The 14,527-nt window shown below is 71.5% G+C and carries 19 protein-coding genes; 5 read left to right on the top strand and 14 right to left on the bottom strand.

Annotated elements, in window-relative coordinates:
* Positions 1 to 10 precede the first annotated feature (10 nt).
* The gene (locus tag ACYVIH_RS15440; RefSeq protein ID WP_460870360.1) at positions 11 to 802 is read left to right on the top strand and encodes a maleylpyruvate isomerase family mycothiol-dependent enzyme; all 792 of its coding nucleotides are present in this window, start codon (positions 11 to 13) and stop codon (positions 800 to 802) included.
* Positions 803 to 863: 61 nt separating this feature from the next.
* Here ACYVIH_RS15440 and rdgB read toward each other — a convergent pair whose 3' ends face one another.
* From rdgB to murI, 5 genes are all read right to left on the bottom strand, one after another.
* Positions 864 to 1,511, bottom strand: coding sequence for an RdgB/HAM1 family non-canonical purine NTP pyrophosphatase (gene rdgB / locus ACYVIH_RS15435; protein ID WP_460870359.1), 648 nt, complete (start codon positions 1,509 to 1,511; stop codon positions 864 to 866).
* Positions 1,504 to 2,226, bottom strand: coding sequence for a ribonuclease PH (gene rph, locus ACYVIH_RS15430; RefSeq protein WP_460870358.1), 723 nt, complete (start codon positions 2,224 to 2,226; stop codon positions 1,504 to 1,506). Before rph ends, rdgB begins: the two co-directional genes overlap by 8 nt.
* 63 nt (positions 2,227 to 2,289) lie before the next feature.
* Positions 2,290 to 2,976: an ABC transporter permease gene (locus ACYVIH_RS15425; protein WP_460870357.1), complete on the bottom strand. Its 687-nt coding sequence runs from the start codon at positions 2,974 to 2,976 to the stop codon at positions 2,290 to 2,292.
* Positions 2,977 to 3,092: 116 nt separating this feature from the next.
* Positions 3,093 to 3,854, bottom strand: a complete 762-nt coding sequence (locus ACYVIH_RS15420) for an MBL fold metallo-hydrolase (protein WP_460870356.1) — start codon at positions 3,852 to 3,854, stop codon at positions 3,093 to 3,095.
* Positions 3,851 to 4,687, bottom strand: a complete 837-nt coding sequence (gene murI / locus ACYVIH_RS15415; RefSeq protein ID WP_460870355.1) for a glutamate racemase — start codon at positions 4,685 to 4,687, stop codon at positions 3,851 to 3,853. Before murI ends, ACYVIH_RS15420 begins: the two co-directional genes overlap by 4 nt.
* 133 nt (positions 4,688 to 4,820) lie before the next feature.
* Here murI and ACYVIH_RS15410 point away from each other — a divergent pair, with 133 nt between their 5' ends.
* Positions 4,821 to 5,288, top strand: a complete 468-nt coding sequence (locus ACYVIH_RS15410) for a GyrI-like domain-containing protein (RefSeq protein WP_460870354.1) — start codon at positions 4,821 to 4,823, stop codon at positions 5,286 to 5,288.
* A gap of 28 nt (positions 5,289 to 5,316) precedes the next feature.
* Here the strand turns inward: ACYVIH_RS15410 and ACYVIH_RS15405 are convergent, their stop codons facing one another.
* The 5 genes from ACYVIH_RS15405 to clpS form a co-directional block, all read right to left on the bottom strand.
* Positions 5,317 to 6,264: a PLP-dependent cysteine synthase family protein gene (locus ACYVIH_RS15405; protein WP_460870353.1), complete on the bottom strand. Its 948-nt coding sequence runs from the start codon at positions 6,262 to 6,264 to the stop codon at positions 5,317 to 5,319.
* On the bottom strand, positions 6,265 to 6,543 hold the full coding sequence (locus tag ACYVIH_RS15400; RefSeq protein WP_460870352.1) for a MoaD family protein: 279 nt from the start codon (positions 6,541 to 6,543) through the stop codon (positions 6,265 to 6,267).
* 101 nt (positions 6,544 to 6,644) lie between these two features.
* A complete protein-coding gene (locus ACYVIH_RS15395) occupies positions 6,645 to 7,076 on the bottom strand; it encodes a M67 family metallopeptidase (RefSeq protein ID WP_460870351.1) in 432 nt (143 codons plus the stop codon).
* A gap of 73 nt (positions 7,077 to 7,149) precedes the next feature.
* Positions 7,150 to 7,734 (bottom strand): DUF2017 domain-containing protein, encoded by a 585-nt coding sequence (locus ACYVIH_RS15390; protein ID WP_460870350.1) that lies wholly within the window; start codon positions 7,732 to 7,734, stop codon positions 7,150 to 7,152.
* Positions 7,731 to 8,015, bottom strand: coding sequence for an ATP-dependent Clp protease adapter ClpS (gene clpS, locus ACYVIH_RS15385; RefSeq protein ID WP_460870419.1), 285 nt, complete (start codon positions 8,013 to 8,015; stop codon positions 7,731 to 7,733). The genes ACYVIH_RS15390 and clpS overlap by 4 nt, the downstream gene beginning before the upstream one ends.
* A 36-nt stretch (positions 8,016 to 8,051) precedes the next feature.
* On the opposite strand from clpS, the gene ACYVIH_RS15380 reads away from it, so the two are divergent.
* Together ACYVIH_RS15380 and ACYVIH_RS15375 are read left to right on the top strand one after the other, a co-directional pair.
* A complete protein-coding gene (locus ACYVIH_RS15380; protein WP_460870349.1) occupies positions 8,052 to 9,368 on the top strand; it encodes a nicotinate phosphoribosyltransferase in 1,317 nt (438 codons plus the stop codon).
* A 60-nt stretch (positions 9,369 to 9,428) separates the two neighbouring features.
* Positions 9,429 to 10,004: a nicotinamidase gene (locus tag ACYVIH_RS15375; protein ID WP_460870348.1), complete on the top strand. Its 576-nt coding sequence runs from the start codon at positions 9,429 to 9,431 to the stop codon at positions 10,002 to 10,004.
* 4 nt (positions 10,005 to 10,008) lie between these two features.
* On the opposite strand, the gene ACYVIH_RS15370 is transcribed toward ACYVIH_RS15375, so the two are convergent.
* Positions 10,009 to 11,289, bottom strand: coding sequence for an MFS transporter (locus ACYVIH_RS15370; RefSeq protein ID WP_460870347.1), 1,281 nt, complete (start codon positions 11,287 to 11,289; stop codon positions 10,009 to 10,011).
* A 78-nt stretch (positions 11,290 to 11,367) separates the two neighbouring features.
* Between ACYVIH_RS15370 and ACYVIH_RS15365 the strand changes: the two genes are divergently transcribed.
* Positions 11,368 to 11,886: an ArsR/SmtB family transcription factor gene (locus ACYVIH_RS15365; RefSeq protein WP_460870346.1), complete on the top strand. Its 519-nt coding sequence runs from the start codon at positions 11,368 to 11,370 to the stop codon at positions 11,884 to 11,886.
* 6 nt (positions 11,887 to 11,892) lie between these two features.
* On the opposite strand, the gene ACYVIH_RS15360 is transcribed toward ACYVIH_RS15365, so the two are convergent.
* Genes ACYVIH_RS15360 through ACYVIH_RS15350 form a run of 3 tightly spaced genes read right to left on the bottom strand, consistent with a single transcriptional unit; the run spans position 11,893 to position 14,460 of the window.
* On the bottom strand, positions 11,893 to 12,672 hold the full coding sequence (locus ACYVIH_RS15360) for an enoyl-CoA hydratase (RefSeq protein WP_460870345.1): 780 nt from the start codon (positions 12,670 to 12,672) through the stop codon (positions 11,893 to 11,895).
* 5 nt (positions 12,673 to 12,677) lie between these two features.
* The gene (locus ACYVIH_RS15355; RefSeq protein ID WP_460870344.1) at positions 12,678 to 13,217 is read right to left on the bottom strand and encodes a DUF1697 domain-containing protein; all 540 of its coding nucleotides are present in this window, start codon (positions 13,215 to 13,217) and stop codon (positions 12,678 to 12,680) included.
* A 31-nt stretch (positions 13,218 to 13,248) separates the two neighbouring features.
* On the bottom strand, positions 13,249 to 14,460 hold the full coding sequence (locus ACYVIH_RS15350; protein WP_460870343.1) for a homogentisate 1,2-dioxygenase domain-containing protein: 1,212 nt from the start codon (positions 14,458 to 14,460) through the stop codon (positions 13,249 to 13,251).
* Positions 14,461 to 14,527 lie beyond the last annotated feature (67 nt).

Genomic DNA, 14,527 nt, shown 5'->3' with positions numbered 1-14,527 from the left:
TGCTGCTGCCATGACGATCGACTACCTGGCCCATCTCCGCGAGGAGTCCGCCCGCTTCGTCTCGGTGCTCCGCGACGCTCCGGCCGACGGACAGGTGCCGAGCTGCCCCGACTGGGACACCGACGACCTGCTGTGGCACCTCGGTGAGGTCCAGTGGTTCTGGGGCACGATCGTGCGCGACGACGTCCAGGACCCCGACGGCTTGGACCGCGTCGAGCGGCCCCAGGACCGTGCGTCGCTGCTGTCGTTCTTCGACGAGTCCACCAAGCAGCTCCAGCGCGCACTGGCCGACACCGCGCCGGAGGAGCCGCGGTGGACCTGGTCGCAGGACCGGACGGCCGGCTTCATCCGGCGCCGGCAGGCCCACGAGGCGCTGATCCATCGGGTCGACGCCGAGCTCACCGCCGACGTCGCCCGCGCCCCCATGGACCCCGAGCTGGCCGGCGACGGCGTCGACGAGGCGCTGCGCATCATGTTCGGTGGCTGCCCGCCGTGGGGACGGATCGACGTCGACCCGGCGGCGACGCTCCGGGTGCGCTGCACCGACACCGGCCACTCCTGGCTCGTGACGCTCGGCAGGTTCAGCGGCACCAGCCCCGACGGCAAGGAGTACGTCGACGAGCCGGCCATCGACGTGGCCGACGCCGACTCCGGGGAGCCGGTCGCGGCCACCGTCGAGGGCGCTGCCGCGGACCTGGACTGCTGGCTGTGGGGCCGGCCGACGGTCAACGCCCTGGAGCGCACCGGCGAGGAGTCTGTGCACGCACGCTTCCAGGACGTCGTGTCCCAGGGCGTGGACTAGCAGCGTCTGTCCGGAAGTTCTCGCGCACCAGCTGCACGGAGAGCTCCGGACAGAGTCCACGTCAGTCGTGGCGCAGCGTGTCGGCGACGACCGGGGCGATCCGGCGCAGCGCCTGACCTCGGTGGGAGATCGCGTCCTTCTCGTCGGCCGGCAGCTCGGCGGAGGTGGCGTCGTGCCCGTCGGCGACGAACAGCACGTCGTAGCCGAAGCCGCCGCTGCCGCGCATCTCGCGGATGATCCGGCCCGGCATCTCCCCGTGCTCGACGTGCTCCACGAGCCGGCCGCCGGGGTCGCGGTGCACGAAGGCGACCGCGCACCGGAACCGTGCCCCGCGCCGCTCCTCGGGCACGTCCGCGAGCTGGGCGAGCAGCAGCTCGTTGTTGGCCCGGTCGACGTCGGTGGTCCCGTCCTTGGCGAGTCCGCTCCAGCGGGCCGAGAGCACGCCGGGCATCTGGTTCAGGGCGTCGACGCACAGCCCGCTGTCGTCGGCGAGCGAGGGCAGCCCGGTCGCCTCGACGGCGGCGCGTGCCTTGAGCAGCGCGTTGCCCTCGAACGTCGGCTCGGTCTCCGCCGGCTCGTCGTAGTGCTCCACGTCGTCGAGCCCGAGCACCTCGACGTGCGGCACGAACGGCTCGAGGATCCGCTGCATCTCGGCGAGCTTGCCCGGGTTGCGGGTGGCGAGGAACACCTGGGGGCGGGTGTCAGCCACGGAGCGCTTCCTGCTGGATCCGGGTCAGGTCGGCACAGCCCTTCTCGGCCATCGACAGCAGCCCGTCGAGGTTGCGCCGGTCGAACGGCTCCCCCTCCGCGGTGCCCTGCACCTCCACGAACAGCCCGTCGCCGGTCATCACGACGTTCATGTCGGTCTCGGCGCGGACGTCCTCCTCGTAGGGAAGGTCGAGCCGGATCTCGCCGTCGACGATGCCCACCGACACCGCCGCGACCGATCCGGTCAGCGGCTCGCCCTTCAGGGCGCCCTTCTCCCGCAGGTGTGCACAGGCGTCGGCGAGAGCGACGTACGCACCGGTGATCGCCGCGGTGCGGGTGCCGCCGTCGGCCTGGAGCACGTCGCAGTCTAGGACGATGGTGTTCTCCCCCAGCGCCTTGTAGTCCACGACGGCGCGCAGCGAGCGTCCGATCAGCCGGGAGATCTCGTGGGTGCGGCCGCCGATCCGGCCCTTGACCGACTCACGGTCGGAGCGGGTGTGGGTCGCCGAGGGCAGCATGGCGTACTCCGCGGTGACCCAGCCGAGCCCGGAGTCCTTGCGCCAGCGGGGTACGCCGATCGTGGCCGATGCCGCGCACAGCACCCGGGTCCTGCCGAACTCCACCAGCACCGATCCGGCGGGGTGGTCGAGCCAGTTGCGGGTGATCTTGATGGGGCGCAGCTCGTCGTTCTCGCGGCCGTCGGGTCGGGAAGTCATGGCCCCGACCCTACCGAGGGGCCGCGCTCTCCCGATCCCGGGTGACCGCGGCCCGTCAGCCGGCTACTTCACCTCGCTGCGCAGCAGCCGCACGATGCCGAGCGCGAACGGCAGCGCCACCCAGATCAGGAAACCGGTCAGCAGCTGTGCCCACTGCTCGCCGGTCATGTCAGCGCTGCCGAACAGCGGCTCCTGCGAGTAGGAGAAGTCCACCCACGGCTGGACGTCGGCCATCGCGCTCCACACCGAGGAGACGACGGAGAAGACCGTCGGCGCCACGAAGAACAGCACGATCGCGGCGGGCGAGCTGAGCAGCGCCAGGCCGAACGCCAGGCCCTGCAGGATGCCGAAGCCCTGGAGCAGGCCGAACTTGCCGAAGGAGTCCCAGCCGATGCCGTCCCAGGCGTTGTCCGCCCCGCCGAGCACGGTCGCGAGCGCGGCGATCGCCGACACGACCACGATCGCCGCCAGGCCGATCACGAGCGCGGCGAGCACCTTCGCCACCAGCACGGTCATCCGCCTGGGCACCAGCGAGAACGTCACCAGCGCGGTGCGCTGCGACCACTCGCTGGTCACCAGGAGGATCGCCAGGACGGGCAGCAGGAAGCCTTGCGGCACGGCGCTGATGCCCATGAAGTTGATGAAGGTGCGTTCCTCCTGCGGAGCGGCGAAGAGGAAGATCACCATGATCGCGGCGGTGATCACCACGATCGCCGCGAGCAGCCACACCCCGGCGCGGGTGTCGGCCATCTTGTACCGACCGCAGCAGCCAGGCGAGGGAGCGCCTCGCGCGGCCCGGCAGCCTGCCCAGCACCACCGGCGCCGGCCTGGGCTGACGCACCGGCCCGGTGCCGGCCACGGACACGTCAGATGTCGTAGGTGGCGCCGCAGCGGGCGAGGTCGAGCTTGCCGTCGAAGATCGGACGCGCCTCGTCGAAGGCGACGCTCGGGTCATACCAGGGCGGGATGTGCGTGAGCACCAGCCGGGAGGCGCCGGCGCGCACCGCGGTGTCGGCAGCCTGGCCACCGGTCATGTGCAGGTCGACCGGGTTGTCCTCCCCGTCGCGGAACGCCGCCTCGGCGAGCAGCAGGTCCGCGCCCCGGGCGAGATCGACCAGCGCGTCGCACGGGCCGGTGTCGCCGCTGTAGACCAGGACCCGTCCCTCGTGGGTCACCTTGATCGCGTAGGACTCCACCGGGTGTGCGACCTGCGCGACCTCGACGGTCAGCGGCCCGATCGTGACCGGCCCCTGCTCGTCGTACCCGTGGAACTCGAACTCCTCGGTCATCCCCGGGTCCGGGGGCAGGCCGTACGCCGCCGCGAGCCGGCCGGCGGTGCCGCGCGGGCCCCAGACCGGGATCCGCTGGGGCGGGCCGGCCGGGTGGTACTTGCGCATCACGTAGTAGCCGCTGAGGTCGAAGTAGTGGTCGGGGTGCAGGTGGGTGAGGAACACCGCGTCGATCGACAGCGGGTCGACGACCTTCTGCAGGCCGCCGAGCGCGCCGCTGCCCAGGTCGAGCAGGATCCGCCAGGTGCGCTCCCCCGCGGTCGCCTCGACCAGGTAGCTGCTCGCCGGCGACTCGGGGCCCGGGTAGGAGCCGGAGCAGCCGATCACGGTGACCCTCATGCCGGCTCCCCCGCCGGCTGCCGGGTCCACCGGGTCTGCTGGGCGAGCTGGCTGGCCGACTGCAGCTCCGGGCCCAGGAAGCGGCTGCCGATCCGGGCGAACTCGTCGGGGCTGCCGGTGGTGAGGAACCGGTGCTCGGGCGGGCCGAGCGACGGGTCGCGCTCGAGGCCGTGCCGGACCAGCAGCTTGTAGACGTCCTTGGCGGTCTCCTCCGCGCTGGAGACCAGGGTGACCTGGTCGCCCATCACGTAGGAAAGCACGCCGGTCAGCAGCGGGTAGTGCGTGCAGCCCAGGACGAGGGTGTCGATGCCCTCGGAGATCAGCGGGTCGAGGTACTCGTGGGCGGCCGCGAGCAGCTCCGGGCCGCTGGTCACGCCGGCCTCCACGAACTCCACGAACCGCGGGCAGGCCTGGGTGTGCAGGTCCACGTGCGGGGCCGCGGCGAACGCGTCGTCGTAGGCCATCGACTCCGCCGTCGCGCGGGTGCAGATCACCCCGATCCGCCCGGTGCGGCTCGCCGCGACCGCACGGCGGGTCGCTGGGAAGATCACCTCGACGACCGGGACCGGGTAGCGCTCGCGGGCGTCGCGGAGCACCGCGGCGCTCGCGGAGTTGCAGGCGATGACCAGGGCCTTGACGCCCTCGTCGACGAGGTGGTCGAGGCACTCCAGGGCGTACTCCCGGACCTCGCCGATCGGCTTGGGGCCGTAGGGCTGGCGGGCGGTGTCACCGAGGTAGAGGATCGGCTCGTGCGGGAGCTGGTCGATGACGGCACGGGCCACGGTGAGTCCACCGAAGCCTGAGTCGAAGATGCCGATCGGAGCGTCCGCCACGCAGCAAGGTTAGTGGTCGACGGGGTCGATCTCCCGCCTGAGCGACTCACGTCACGCTGCGACCGTGGTCACGTCGCCGGCCCGGGGACCTTTGCCTCTGCCCCGTCCGGGCAGGCCGGCGAAGACTGGGCTCATGAGGTACGAGACACAGTTCGTGGACCTGCAGGCGCAGCACACGGCGGTCGTCAAGGGGCACGTGCCGCTGGCCGGCATCGGCGAGTTCCTCGGCTCGGCGTTCACCGAGGTCATCAAGGTCATCGACCAGCAGGGGCTGCACCCGACGGGTGCGCCGTTCGCCCGCTACCGGGTGACCGACCAGGAGTTCGACGTCGAGGCCGGCTTCCCCGTCTCCGACGTGGTCAAGCCCGAGGGCCGGGTGGAGGCCGACGAGCTGCCCGCCGGCCGGGTGGCCCGGACCATGCACGTCGGCGCCTACGACGAGGTCGACAAGGCCTACGAGGCCGCGACGGCCTGGCTGACCGACGAGGGCTGCGTCACCGTGGGCGCGCCGTGGGAGTGCTACCTCGACGGTCCCGAGGTGGAGAACCCGCGCACCGAGGTGTTCATCCCCTGCACCACCGCGCACCCCGTGCACGAGTGACGGCGACGTCGGCCGACGCCGAGCAGCGTCAGGCCCAGAGCTGGCCGTCGAGACGCTCCTCGGCCTCCTCGAGCGTGCCCTCGTAGGCGCCGGTGGAGAGGTACTTCCAGCCGCCGTCGGCGACCACGAACACGATGTCGGCGCGCTCCCCGGCCTTCGTCGACTTCTTCGCCTGCGCCATCGCGGCGTGCAGGATCGCGCCGGTGGAGATGCCGGCGAAGATGCCCTCCTGCTCGAGCAGCTCGCGGACCCGTCGTACGGCGTCCCGCGGCCCGACCGAGAACCGGGCGTCGATCAGCGACGGGTCGTACAGCTCGGGCACGAAGCCCTCGTCCATGTTGCGCAGACCGTAGACCAGCTCGCCGTAGCGGGGCTCCGCGGCGACGACGCGCACGTGCGGGGCGTGCTCCTTGAAGAACCGGCTGCTGCCCATCAGGGTGCCGGTCGTGCCGAGGCCGGCCACGAAGTGCGTGACGGTCGGCAGGTCGGCGAGGATCTCCGGCGCGGTCCCCTCGTAGTGCGCGAGTGCGTTGGCGGGGTTGCCGTACTGGTAGAGCATCACCCAGTCGGGGTTCTCCTGCGCCAGGATCTTCGCGACCCGTACCGCCTCGTTGGAGCCGCCGGCCGCCGGCGAGGAGACGATCTCGGCGCCCCACATCCGCAGCAGCGTGCGCCGCTCCTCGGAGGTGTTCTCCGGCATCACGCACACCATCCGGTAGCCGCGGAGCTTGGCCACCATCGCCAGCGAGATACCGGTGTTGCCCGAGGTCGGCTCGAGGATCGTGCAGCCGGGAGTGAGCGTGCCGTCCTTCTCGGCCTGCTCGAACATCTTCAGCGCGGCGCGGTCCTTGATCGAGCCGGTCGGGTTGCGGTCCTCGAGCTTCGCCCACAGCCGCACCTCGGGCGTGGGCGAGAGCCGCGGGAGGCCCACCAGCGGCGTGCCCCCCACCGAGTCGAGGAGGGAGTCGAACAGCATCTAGCGGGCGCCGCCGGCCACCGCGGGCAGCACGACGACCTCGTCACCGTCGCCGAGGGAGGTCTCCAGGCTGCCGGTGAACCGGACGTCCTCGTCGTTGACGTAGACGTTGACGAACCGGCGCAGCTCGGTGCCGTCGATCAGCCGCTCCTTGATCCCGGGGTGGTTGGCCTCGAGGTTGTCGATCAGCTCGGCGAGCGTGCTGCCCTCGCCGGTCACCACCTTCTCGCCGCCGGTGTAGGTGCGGAGGATGGTCGGGATGCGTACGTCGATCGCCATCGTGGTCTGGCTCCTTGATGTCTGGTCGGCAGTCGTGCGGGTGTGCGTCGGGGCGGTCGTCGTGACCGGCCGGCGGTCGTCGTGGCCGGTCGGCGGCGGCGTCAGGAGTCCGGGGACTCCACGACCGAGACCTCTTCCTCGGTGACCTCGCCGTCGACGATCCTGTAGGACCTGAACTCCACAGGGCCCTCACTATTCCCGTGCTCCCGTGTGGACACGAGCACGTAGTGCGCGTTGGGCTCGGATGCCAGCCCGATGTCGGTGCGCGACGGGTAGGCCTCGGTGGCGGTGTGCGAGTGGTAGATCACGACCGGCTCCTCGTCGCGGGCGTCCATCTCCTTGTAGAGCGCGAGCAGCTCCATCGAGTCGAACTCGTAGAACGTCGGCGACCCCGCGGCGTTCACCATCGGCACGAAGCGCACCGGCCGGTCCGACCCCTCGGGGCCGGCGACGACGCCGCAGGCCTCGTCGGGGTGGTCCTTCTTGGCGTGGGCCACGATGGCGTCGTAGACGGAGCGGTCGATCTTCAGCACCCGTCGAGCGTATCGGGGGTGGCTGGACGACCCGCCCCGTCCGTCGTACGTCCGGATTCTGAGACCCAGGTGCTCAGAGTCCGCGGGAGAGCGCGGCGACCAGGGTCTCCTGCAGGTAGCCGACCCACTCGTAGATGTCGTGGACGTGGGTGCGCGGGTCGTCGTCAGGCAGCGACGCCCAGTAGTCCTCGTCACCCTCCTCGATCTCGAGCCGGGTGGCCAGCGCCAACCGGATGTCGGTGAACGAGCGCAGCCAGGCGTTGGCCTGCGCGGCGTCGAGCTCGACCTCGATCCAGAGCCCGTCCTCGTCGAGCTCCGGCGGCAGCCCGGACTCCTCGAGGGTGTCGATGATCAGCGCGGCGTCGCGGGCCTTGCCGTCGCGCAGGGTGCCCTCGGTGAACCGGCGGAACTCCCCGGCCGCCTCCTCGTCGTGGGGGTAGGCGGTCGGGAAGAGCCGGGCGAGCACCGGGTCCTCGGGCTCGGTGGTCGGGCCGGTGAAGTCCAGCAGCGCCTCGAGCGGGTCCTTGGTGTCGGTCGGCGCGGCCGCCTCGTTGCGCAGCAGCTCGACGAGCTGGGAGGCCAGCGAGCGCAGCAGGTCGGCCTCGAAGCCGGAGAACGTGGCCATCACGCCGGCACCGCGCGGTTCGAACCCGCTCACGCGTCCGCCTTCTCCATCGTCGCCCACAGCCCGTACTCGTGCATCGCCTGCACGTCGCGCTCCATCTCCTCGCGCGAGCCCGTCGACACCACCGACTTGCCGTCCTTGTGGACCTCCCACATCAGCTTCTCGGCCTTCTTGCGGGGGTAGCCGAAGTAGGTCTGGAAGACGTAGGTGACGTACGACATGAGGTTCACCGGGTCGTTCCACACGATGGTCACCCAGGGTCGCGCGAGCTGCGTCAGGTCCCCTGTCTCCGGCTGCTCGATCTCGACGGGCATGGGTGCGGACACGAGTCACATCCTAGGCTGTGGCAGGTGACTGCTTCGACGGCGCTGCTGACCGACCACTACGAGCTGACCATGGTGCAGGCCGCCCTGCGCGCAGGGACCGCCCACCGGCGTTCGGTCTTCGAGCTGTTCGGACGTCGCCTCCCCGAGGGCCGCAGGTACGGCGTCGTGGCCGGTGTCGGCCGGGCGCTCGACGCCTTCGAGCGGTTCCGGTTCGACGACGAGGTGCTCGAGGTGCTCCGCGAGGGCCAGGTGGTCGACGAGCCGACGCTGGAGTGGCTGGCCGGCTACCGGTTCACCGGGGACATCTGGGGCTACCCGGAAGGCGAGGTGTACTTCCCGTACTCGCCGCTGATGGTCGTGGAGTCCACCTTCGCCGAGGCGGTCGTGCTGGAGACCCTGATGCTGTCGATCCTCAACCACGACTCGGCGATCGCCTCCGCGGCGTCGCGGATGACGTGGTGCTCCTGCGAGCGGCCGTGCATCGAGATGGGGTCCCGCCGGACCCACGAGGAGGCAGCCGTCGCGGCGGCGAGAGCGGCGTACATCGCCGGCTTCGCCTCGACCTCGAACCTCGCCGCCCGACAGCGGTACGGCGTCCCGACGACCGGCACCAGCGCCCACAGCTTCACGTTGCTTCACGACACCGAGCGTGACGCGTTCACCGCGCAGGTGGAGTCGCTCGGCAAGGGCACCAGCCTCTTGATCGACACCTTCGACATCACCGAGGCGGTGAAGCTCGCCGTGGACGTGGCCGGCCCCGAGCTGGGCGCGGTCCGGATCGACTCCGGCGACCTCGGCATGCTCGCGCAGCAGGTGCGGGAGCAGCTCGACGCGCTCGGCGCGAAGGACACCCGGATCATCGTCACCTCCGACCTCGACGAGCACGCGATCGCGGCGCTGGCCGCGGCGCCGGTCGACGGCTACGGCGTGGGCACCTCGCTGGTGACCGGCAGCGGCCACCCCACCTCCGGCTTCGTCTACAAGCTGGTCGCACGCGAGGGCGAGGACGGCCAGATGGTCTCGGTCGCCAAGAAGAGCAAGGACAAGGCCTCGATCGGCGGGCGGAAGTACGCGCTGCGCCGGCACAACGCCTCGGGTGTCGCCGAGGCGGAGGTGATCGGCATCGACCCGACCCCGGTCGACGACGGCCGTGTCGGTGTCGAGGTCGGCGAGGGCGACCGGCTGCTCCTCCAACCGCTGGTGCGCGACGGCGAGGTGGTCGGCCGCGAGCCGCTCGAGGCCGCCCGCGAGCGGCACCTGCGGGTGCGCGAGGAGCTGCCGCTACCGGCGCGGATGCTCTCGCGCGGCGAACCGGTGATCCCGACCGTCCACCTGGACTGATCCGGGTGGGGTCCTTCGGCCCGGTGACCACCGGGCGCGGCCTCGGCTAGCGTGACGAGCATGAAGCGCGCACTCATCGTGGTCGACGTCCAGAACGACTTCTGCGAGGGCGGCAGCCTTCCGGTCGCCGGTGGCGCGGAGGTCGCCTTCCGGATCGGCGAGCTGCTGCACCACTGGACGTCGAAGGACCCGAAGGCACCCGACTACGCCGTCGCCGTGGCCACCCGGGACCACCACATCGACCCCGGTGGCCACTTCTCCAAGGAGCCGGACTTCGTCGAGAGCTGGCCGGCGCACTGCGTGGTCGGCACCGACGGCGAGGCGTTCCACCCCAACCTCGACCCGCAGCCGTTCGACGCGATCTTCTACAAGGGCGAGCACGCCGCGGCGTACTCCGGGTTCGAGGGTCACACCGCCGAGGGCGAGATGCTCGCGGACTGGCTGCGCCGCCACCAGATCACCGACGTCGACGTGTGCGGCATCGCCACCGACTACTGCGTGCGTGCGACCACGCTGGACGCGGTCAAGGAGGGGTTCGGGGTCCGGCTGCTGACCGACCTGGTCGCCGGGGTCGCCACGGAGACCTCGACGGCCGCGCTCGAGGAGGTGCGCACCGCCGGCGCCGCGCTGGTGTGAGCGCTCAGGCGTGGGCGTCGAGCTCGCGCGGCAGGTCCCGCATCCGGCTCAGCGGAGAGAACAGCACGGTCAGCGCGGCGAGCAGGAAGCCCGCGACGGTCAGCCAGAGCGTGGGTACGACGCCCAGCGACTCTCCGAGCAGGCCACCGGCGAAGGCGCCGATCGGCATGCTCCCCCACACGATGAACCGGATCGAGGCGTTCATCCGGCCCAGCAGCGGCTTGGGGCACAGCCGCTGCCGGAAGCTGACCTGGATCACGTTGTAGCCGACCGCGCCGTAGGAGACGCCGAACGCGCCGAGCGCCAGCGCGGGCACCGGCGGCACCTGGGAGGCCACCGGGGTGAGCGCCGCGAACGGCACGGTGAGCAGCGCCATCGCCGGGATCGTCCGACCCTCCCCGACCAGCCGGGACACCCGGGTCACGGTGAGCGCCGCCGCGAGCCCGCCGACCGAGCCGACGGAGAACACCAGCCCCAGCGTCGCCTCGGTGAGGCCGAGGTCGCGGATGACGTAGAGCACGAGCAGCACCGACGACACCGCCGCAGCGGTGTTGCTCAGCGCCGTGCACAGCACGATCCGGCGCAGCAGCGGCTGCCGGAGCACGAACGACAACCCCTCCCCGACCTCGGTGCGCAGCGGACGCCGGTCCGCCTTCAACGGCGGCTCCTCGTCGTGCCGGATCCGGCGGACGAACAGCGTCGAGGCGGCCATCGACAGCGCGGTCACCGCGATCGTCAGCGGTGACCCGACCAGTCGGATCAGCGCGGCACCGAGCGCCGGGCCGGCGATCCGGGCGACCTCGCCGGTGGCCATGATCTTGGCGTTGGCCTCGCCGATCTGGTCCGAGTGCACCAGGTCGGGCAGGTAGCTCTGGTGCGCGACGTCGAAGAACACCGTGGCGGTGCCCACGACCAGCGCGACGCCGTAGACGTGCAGCATGGTGAGCGAGTCCAGCGCCCAGGCGACCGGCAGGCTCAGCAGCACCAGCCCCCGGACCAGGTCGCCGACGATCACGACGCGGCGCTTGCGCCACCGGTCCACCCAGGCGCCGGCGGGCAGGCCCACCAGCAGGAACGCGAGCATCTCGAAGGTGCCGAGCAGGCCCATCTGGAACTCGTCGGCGTCGAGCAGCCGCACCGCCAGGATCGGCATCGCCAGGCCGACCAGCTGGACCCCGAGCTGGCTGACCGCGTCGCCCATCCACAGCTGCCGGAAGTCGTGGTGGTGGACGAGGCTGCGCCTCGGGGTTGCGGCGGTGTCGCCGGCGGGCTTGGCGGTGCTCACGGAGACAACCTCGCCCACTGATTGAGATTTGTCAATCACTGGCTGCCGCGGCGTCGGCAAAGCCTCTACGCTGCGTCCATGGCCCTCCCCGACGAGTCCGCGCGACGCCCTGCGACCGACGCCGAGGCCCGCGCGCTCGCCTCCGGGCTGCGCCTGCAGATCCTGCGGCTCACCCTCGACGAGCCGCTGACCAACAAGGAGATCGCGGAGAAGGTCGGCCGCAATCCCGCGTCGGTGCTGCACCACGTGCGGACCCTTGTCGACACAGGGTTTCTCCGGGCCGAGCCCGTACGACGCGGCACCCGGGGCTCGCGCGAGGTGCCCTACCGTGCGACGGGGAAGTCCTGGCAGCTCGACGTGCCCGGGGTAGGGCAGGCAGTGCTCGCCGCCTTCCTCGCCGAGGCCGAGCAGGTGCCTGCCGAACAGCTGGAGACGAGTCGCCTGGGCCTGCGGCTCACCGGGGACGAGGTGGCCGAGCTGCGACGGCGCCTCGACGCCCTGCTCGAGGAGTTCCGGTCCCGCCCCGCCGCTCCGGACGCCGAGGCGTGGTCGCTGTTCGTCGCGCTGCACCCCGACGCCGGCCGCCGCACCGGCTGAGCCCGGCTACTCGCCGCGGAAGACCGGCCGGCGCTTCTCCCCGAACGCACGCATCCCCTCGGCGACGTCCTCGGTGCGCAGCAGCACGGTCTGGCCGCGCCGCTCGCGCTCGAGCGCCTCCTCGAGGCGGTCCAGGGTCGCGGCATTGATCGCCTTCTTCGTCGCCGCGTAGGCCAGCGGTGGGCCCGCGGCGAGCCGCGCGACGATCGCCGCGACCATCTCGTCGAGCTCGTCGTCGGCCACGACGTGCGACGCCAGCCCGGCGTCGTACGCCTCGCGGGCCGACAGCGCCTCGCCGAGCAACGCCATCCGCATCGCGCGGACCCGGCCCACCGACGCCGCCACGGTCGCCGTGGCTCCGCCGTCGGGCATCAGCCCGATCCGCGAGAACGCGAGCAGGAAGCTCGCCGACTCGCACGCGACGACCAGGTCGCAGGCCACCGCCGCCGAGCAGCCCACGCCCGCCGCGACGCCGTTGACCGCGGCCACGCACGGCTTCGGGGAGCCGGTGATCGCACGGATGATCCGGTTGGCCCGGTCGAGGCTGGTCACGTCGAAGTTCTCGTGCGCGTCCGCGCCACCGATGTCGGCACCGGCACTGAACGCCGGACCCGTCCCGCGTAGCACGACGACGCGCACGTCCTCGCGGACGGCGGCGCGCTCGATCTCCTCGGCGATGCGGTCCGCCATCGCAGCCGTCAGCGCGTTCAAGTGCCCGGGCCGGTCCAGGGTCAGCGTCAGCACGCCCCGGTCGACGCCGACCTGCATGCCCTCGGTCTGATCCATGTCTCTCATCCTCCCCAGCGCTGCGTCAGCGTCGTGACCACCTTGAGGTCGCGCGTGGTCGCGACACCGAGCCGCCGCTCGATCCGGGCGTTGTTGATGCGCGCGGACTGGTAGCCGTCACGGACCCAGACGTGCACGGCCCGGCCGATCGCGCGAGCGGCCTCGCCCTCGGCCTCGATCGCCGCGATCTCGGCGGCGACATCCGGCGGCGCCGGCGACCGCAGGAAGGTGACGTAGCGCCGGACATCGCCCTCGACGAGCGGCTCGAGGGAATGGGCGTCGTCGTGCACCTGGCGCAGCTCGTCGGGCGTGAGGACCACCGTGGGTACGGCGAACCCGCGGTCGGCCTCGAAGACCTCCTCCAGCAGCGCGGCGACCCGGTCGGCCGACCTCATCGACGTACTCACCCGCAGGTTGCCGGTCTGGATGTAGGTCTCCACGTCGCGGAAGCCCGCCGCCTCGACGCAGGAGCGCAGCTCGGCCATCGGGAACTTGCGGGTCCTGCCCAGGTTGATCGCGCGGAGGAAGGCCACGTAGCTCGGCATGGGGCTCAGCCAACCACACCGCGGCGACGCGTCAGCCCGGCTGCGGCCCGCGGCCAGCCCAGGTCCAGGCGTACGCCGGGTCCTCGGCCGCCAGCCCGCCTTCGCCGAGGTCGAGCGGCCGGAAGGTGTCGACCATGACCGCGGTCTCGTCGAAGGCCTCCGCACCGAGCGACGCCTCGATCGCCGAGGGCTGGGGACCGTGGGCGTAGCCGCCGGGATGCAGCGAGATCGAGCCGATGTTGATGCCAGACCCCTTGCGGGCCTCGTAGTCGCCGCCGACGTAGAACATCACCTCGTCGCTGTCGACGTTGGAGTGGTAGTAGGGCACCGGCACCGCGAGCGGGTGGTAGTCGACCTTGCGGGGCACGAAGTTGCAGATCACGAAGTTGTGGCCCTCGAAGACCTGGTGCACCGGCGGCGGCTGGTGGATGCGGCCGGTGATCGGCTCGAAGTCGGCGATGTTGAACGTGTAGGGGTACAGGCAGCCGTCCCAGCCGACGACGTCGAAAGGGTGCGTCGCGTAGGTCATCCGGGTGCCGACCAGGCCGCTCGGCGAGGAGCCGCGGTGCTTGACCAGCACCTCGACGTCCTCCCCGTCGACGAGCAGCGGCTCGTCGGGGCCGTAGAGGTCGCGCTCGCAGTACGGAGCGTGCTCGAGGAACTGGCCGTAGCGCGAGAGGTACCGCTTCGGCGGACTGATGTGGCTGTTCGCCTCGACGACGTAGAGCCGGTCGAGCCCGCCGTCGCCGCGCGGCACCCAGCGGTGGGTCGTGGCGCGCGGGATCACCACGTAGTCGCCGGTGCGGTAGGACAGCTCGCCGAACACCGTCTCCACGACACCCTCCCCGGCTTCGACGTACACGCACTCGTCGCCCACGGCGTTGCGGTAGTACGGCGAGACGCTGCCCGCGACGACGTAGGAGATCCGGACGTCGGCGTTGCCGAGCACGAGCCGCCGGTCCTGCACAGCGTCGCACTCCCCCGCGGCGTCGTCCTCGAACAGCCCGTGCAGCTTCAGGTGCCGTGGCTTCAGCGGGTGGTTGGCCTGCGTCGTCAGGTCCGGCAGCTCCCACACCTGGCTGTCGACGATCGCCGACGGCACGCCCCGGTGGTAGAGCAGCGAGGAGTCCGAGGAGAATCCCTCCTCCCCCATCAGCTCCTCGTAGTGGAGCCGGCCGTCGTCGTCACGGAACTGCGTGTGCCGCTTGGCCGGGATGGTCCCGACCTGCCGGTAGAAAGCCATGGCCGCCTCTCGTCCGATAATCGGATGGAGTTGTCCGATCACAGAAACCATGCGTTAGTGTCGCGAG

Source organism: Nocardioides pakistanensis, assembly GCF_054781215.1.
The sequence above is the reverse complement of the archived record's forward strand: the minus strand, read 5'-3'. Positions and strand labels throughout refer to the sequence as shown.

Excerpts from the sequence above, each read along its gene's own strand:
- ACYVIH_RS15440 (WP_460870360.1), top strand. The coding sequence starts at position 11 with ATGACGATCGACTACCTGGCCCATCTCCGCGAGGAGTCCGCCCGCTTC.
- rph (WP_460870358.1), bottom strand. The coding sequence starts at position 2,226 with ATGACTTCCCGACCCGACGGCCGCGAGAACGACGAGCTGCGCCCCATC.
- ACYVIH_RS15425 (WP_460870357.1), bottom strand. The coding sequence starts at position 2,976 with ATGGCCGACACCCGCGCCGGGGTGTGGCTGCTCGCGGCGATCGTGGTG.
- ACYVIH_RS15420 (WP_460870356.1), bottom strand. The coding sequence starts at position 3,854 with ATGAGGGTCACCGTGATCGGCTGCTCCGGCTCCTACCCGGGCCCCGAG.
- ACYVIH_RS15410 (WP_460870354.1), top strand. The coding sequence starts at position 4,821 with ATGAGGTACGAGACACAGTTCGTGGACCTGCAGGCGCAGCACACGGCG.
- ACYVIH_RS15405 (WP_460870353.1), bottom strand. The coding sequence starts at position 6,264 with ATGCTGTTCGACTCCCTCCTCGACTCGGTGGGGGGCACGCCGCTGGTG.
- ACYVIH_RS15400 (WP_460870352.1), bottom strand. The coding sequence starts at position 6,543 with ATGGCGATCGACGTACGCATCCCGACCATCCTCCGCACCTACACCGGC.
- clpS (WP_460870419.1), bottom strand. The coding sequence starts at position 8,015 with ATGCCCGTCGAGATCGAGCAGCCGGAGACAGGGGACCTGACGCAGCTC.
- ACYVIH_RS15375 (WP_460870348.1), top strand. The coding sequence starts at position 9,429 with ATGAAGCGCGCACTCATCGTGGTCGACGTCCAGAACGACTTCTGCGAG.
- ACYVIH_RS15365 (WP_460870346.1), top strand. The coding sequence starts at position 11,368 with ATGGCCCTCCCCGACGAGTCCGCGCGACGCCCTGCGACCGACGCCGAG.
- ACYVIH_RS15360 (WP_460870345.1), bottom strand. The coding sequence starts at position 12,672 with ATGGATCAGACCGAGGGCATGCAGGTCGGCGTCGACCGGGGCGTGCTG.
- ACYVIH_RS15355 (WP_460870344.1), bottom strand. The coding sequence starts at position 13,217 with ATGCCGAGCTACGTGGCCTTCCTCCGCGCGATCAACCTGGGCAGGACC.
- ACYVIH_RS15350 (WP_460870343.1), bottom strand. The coding sequence starts at position 14,460 with ATGGCTTTCTACCGGCAGGTCGGGACCATCCCGGCCAAGCGGCACACG.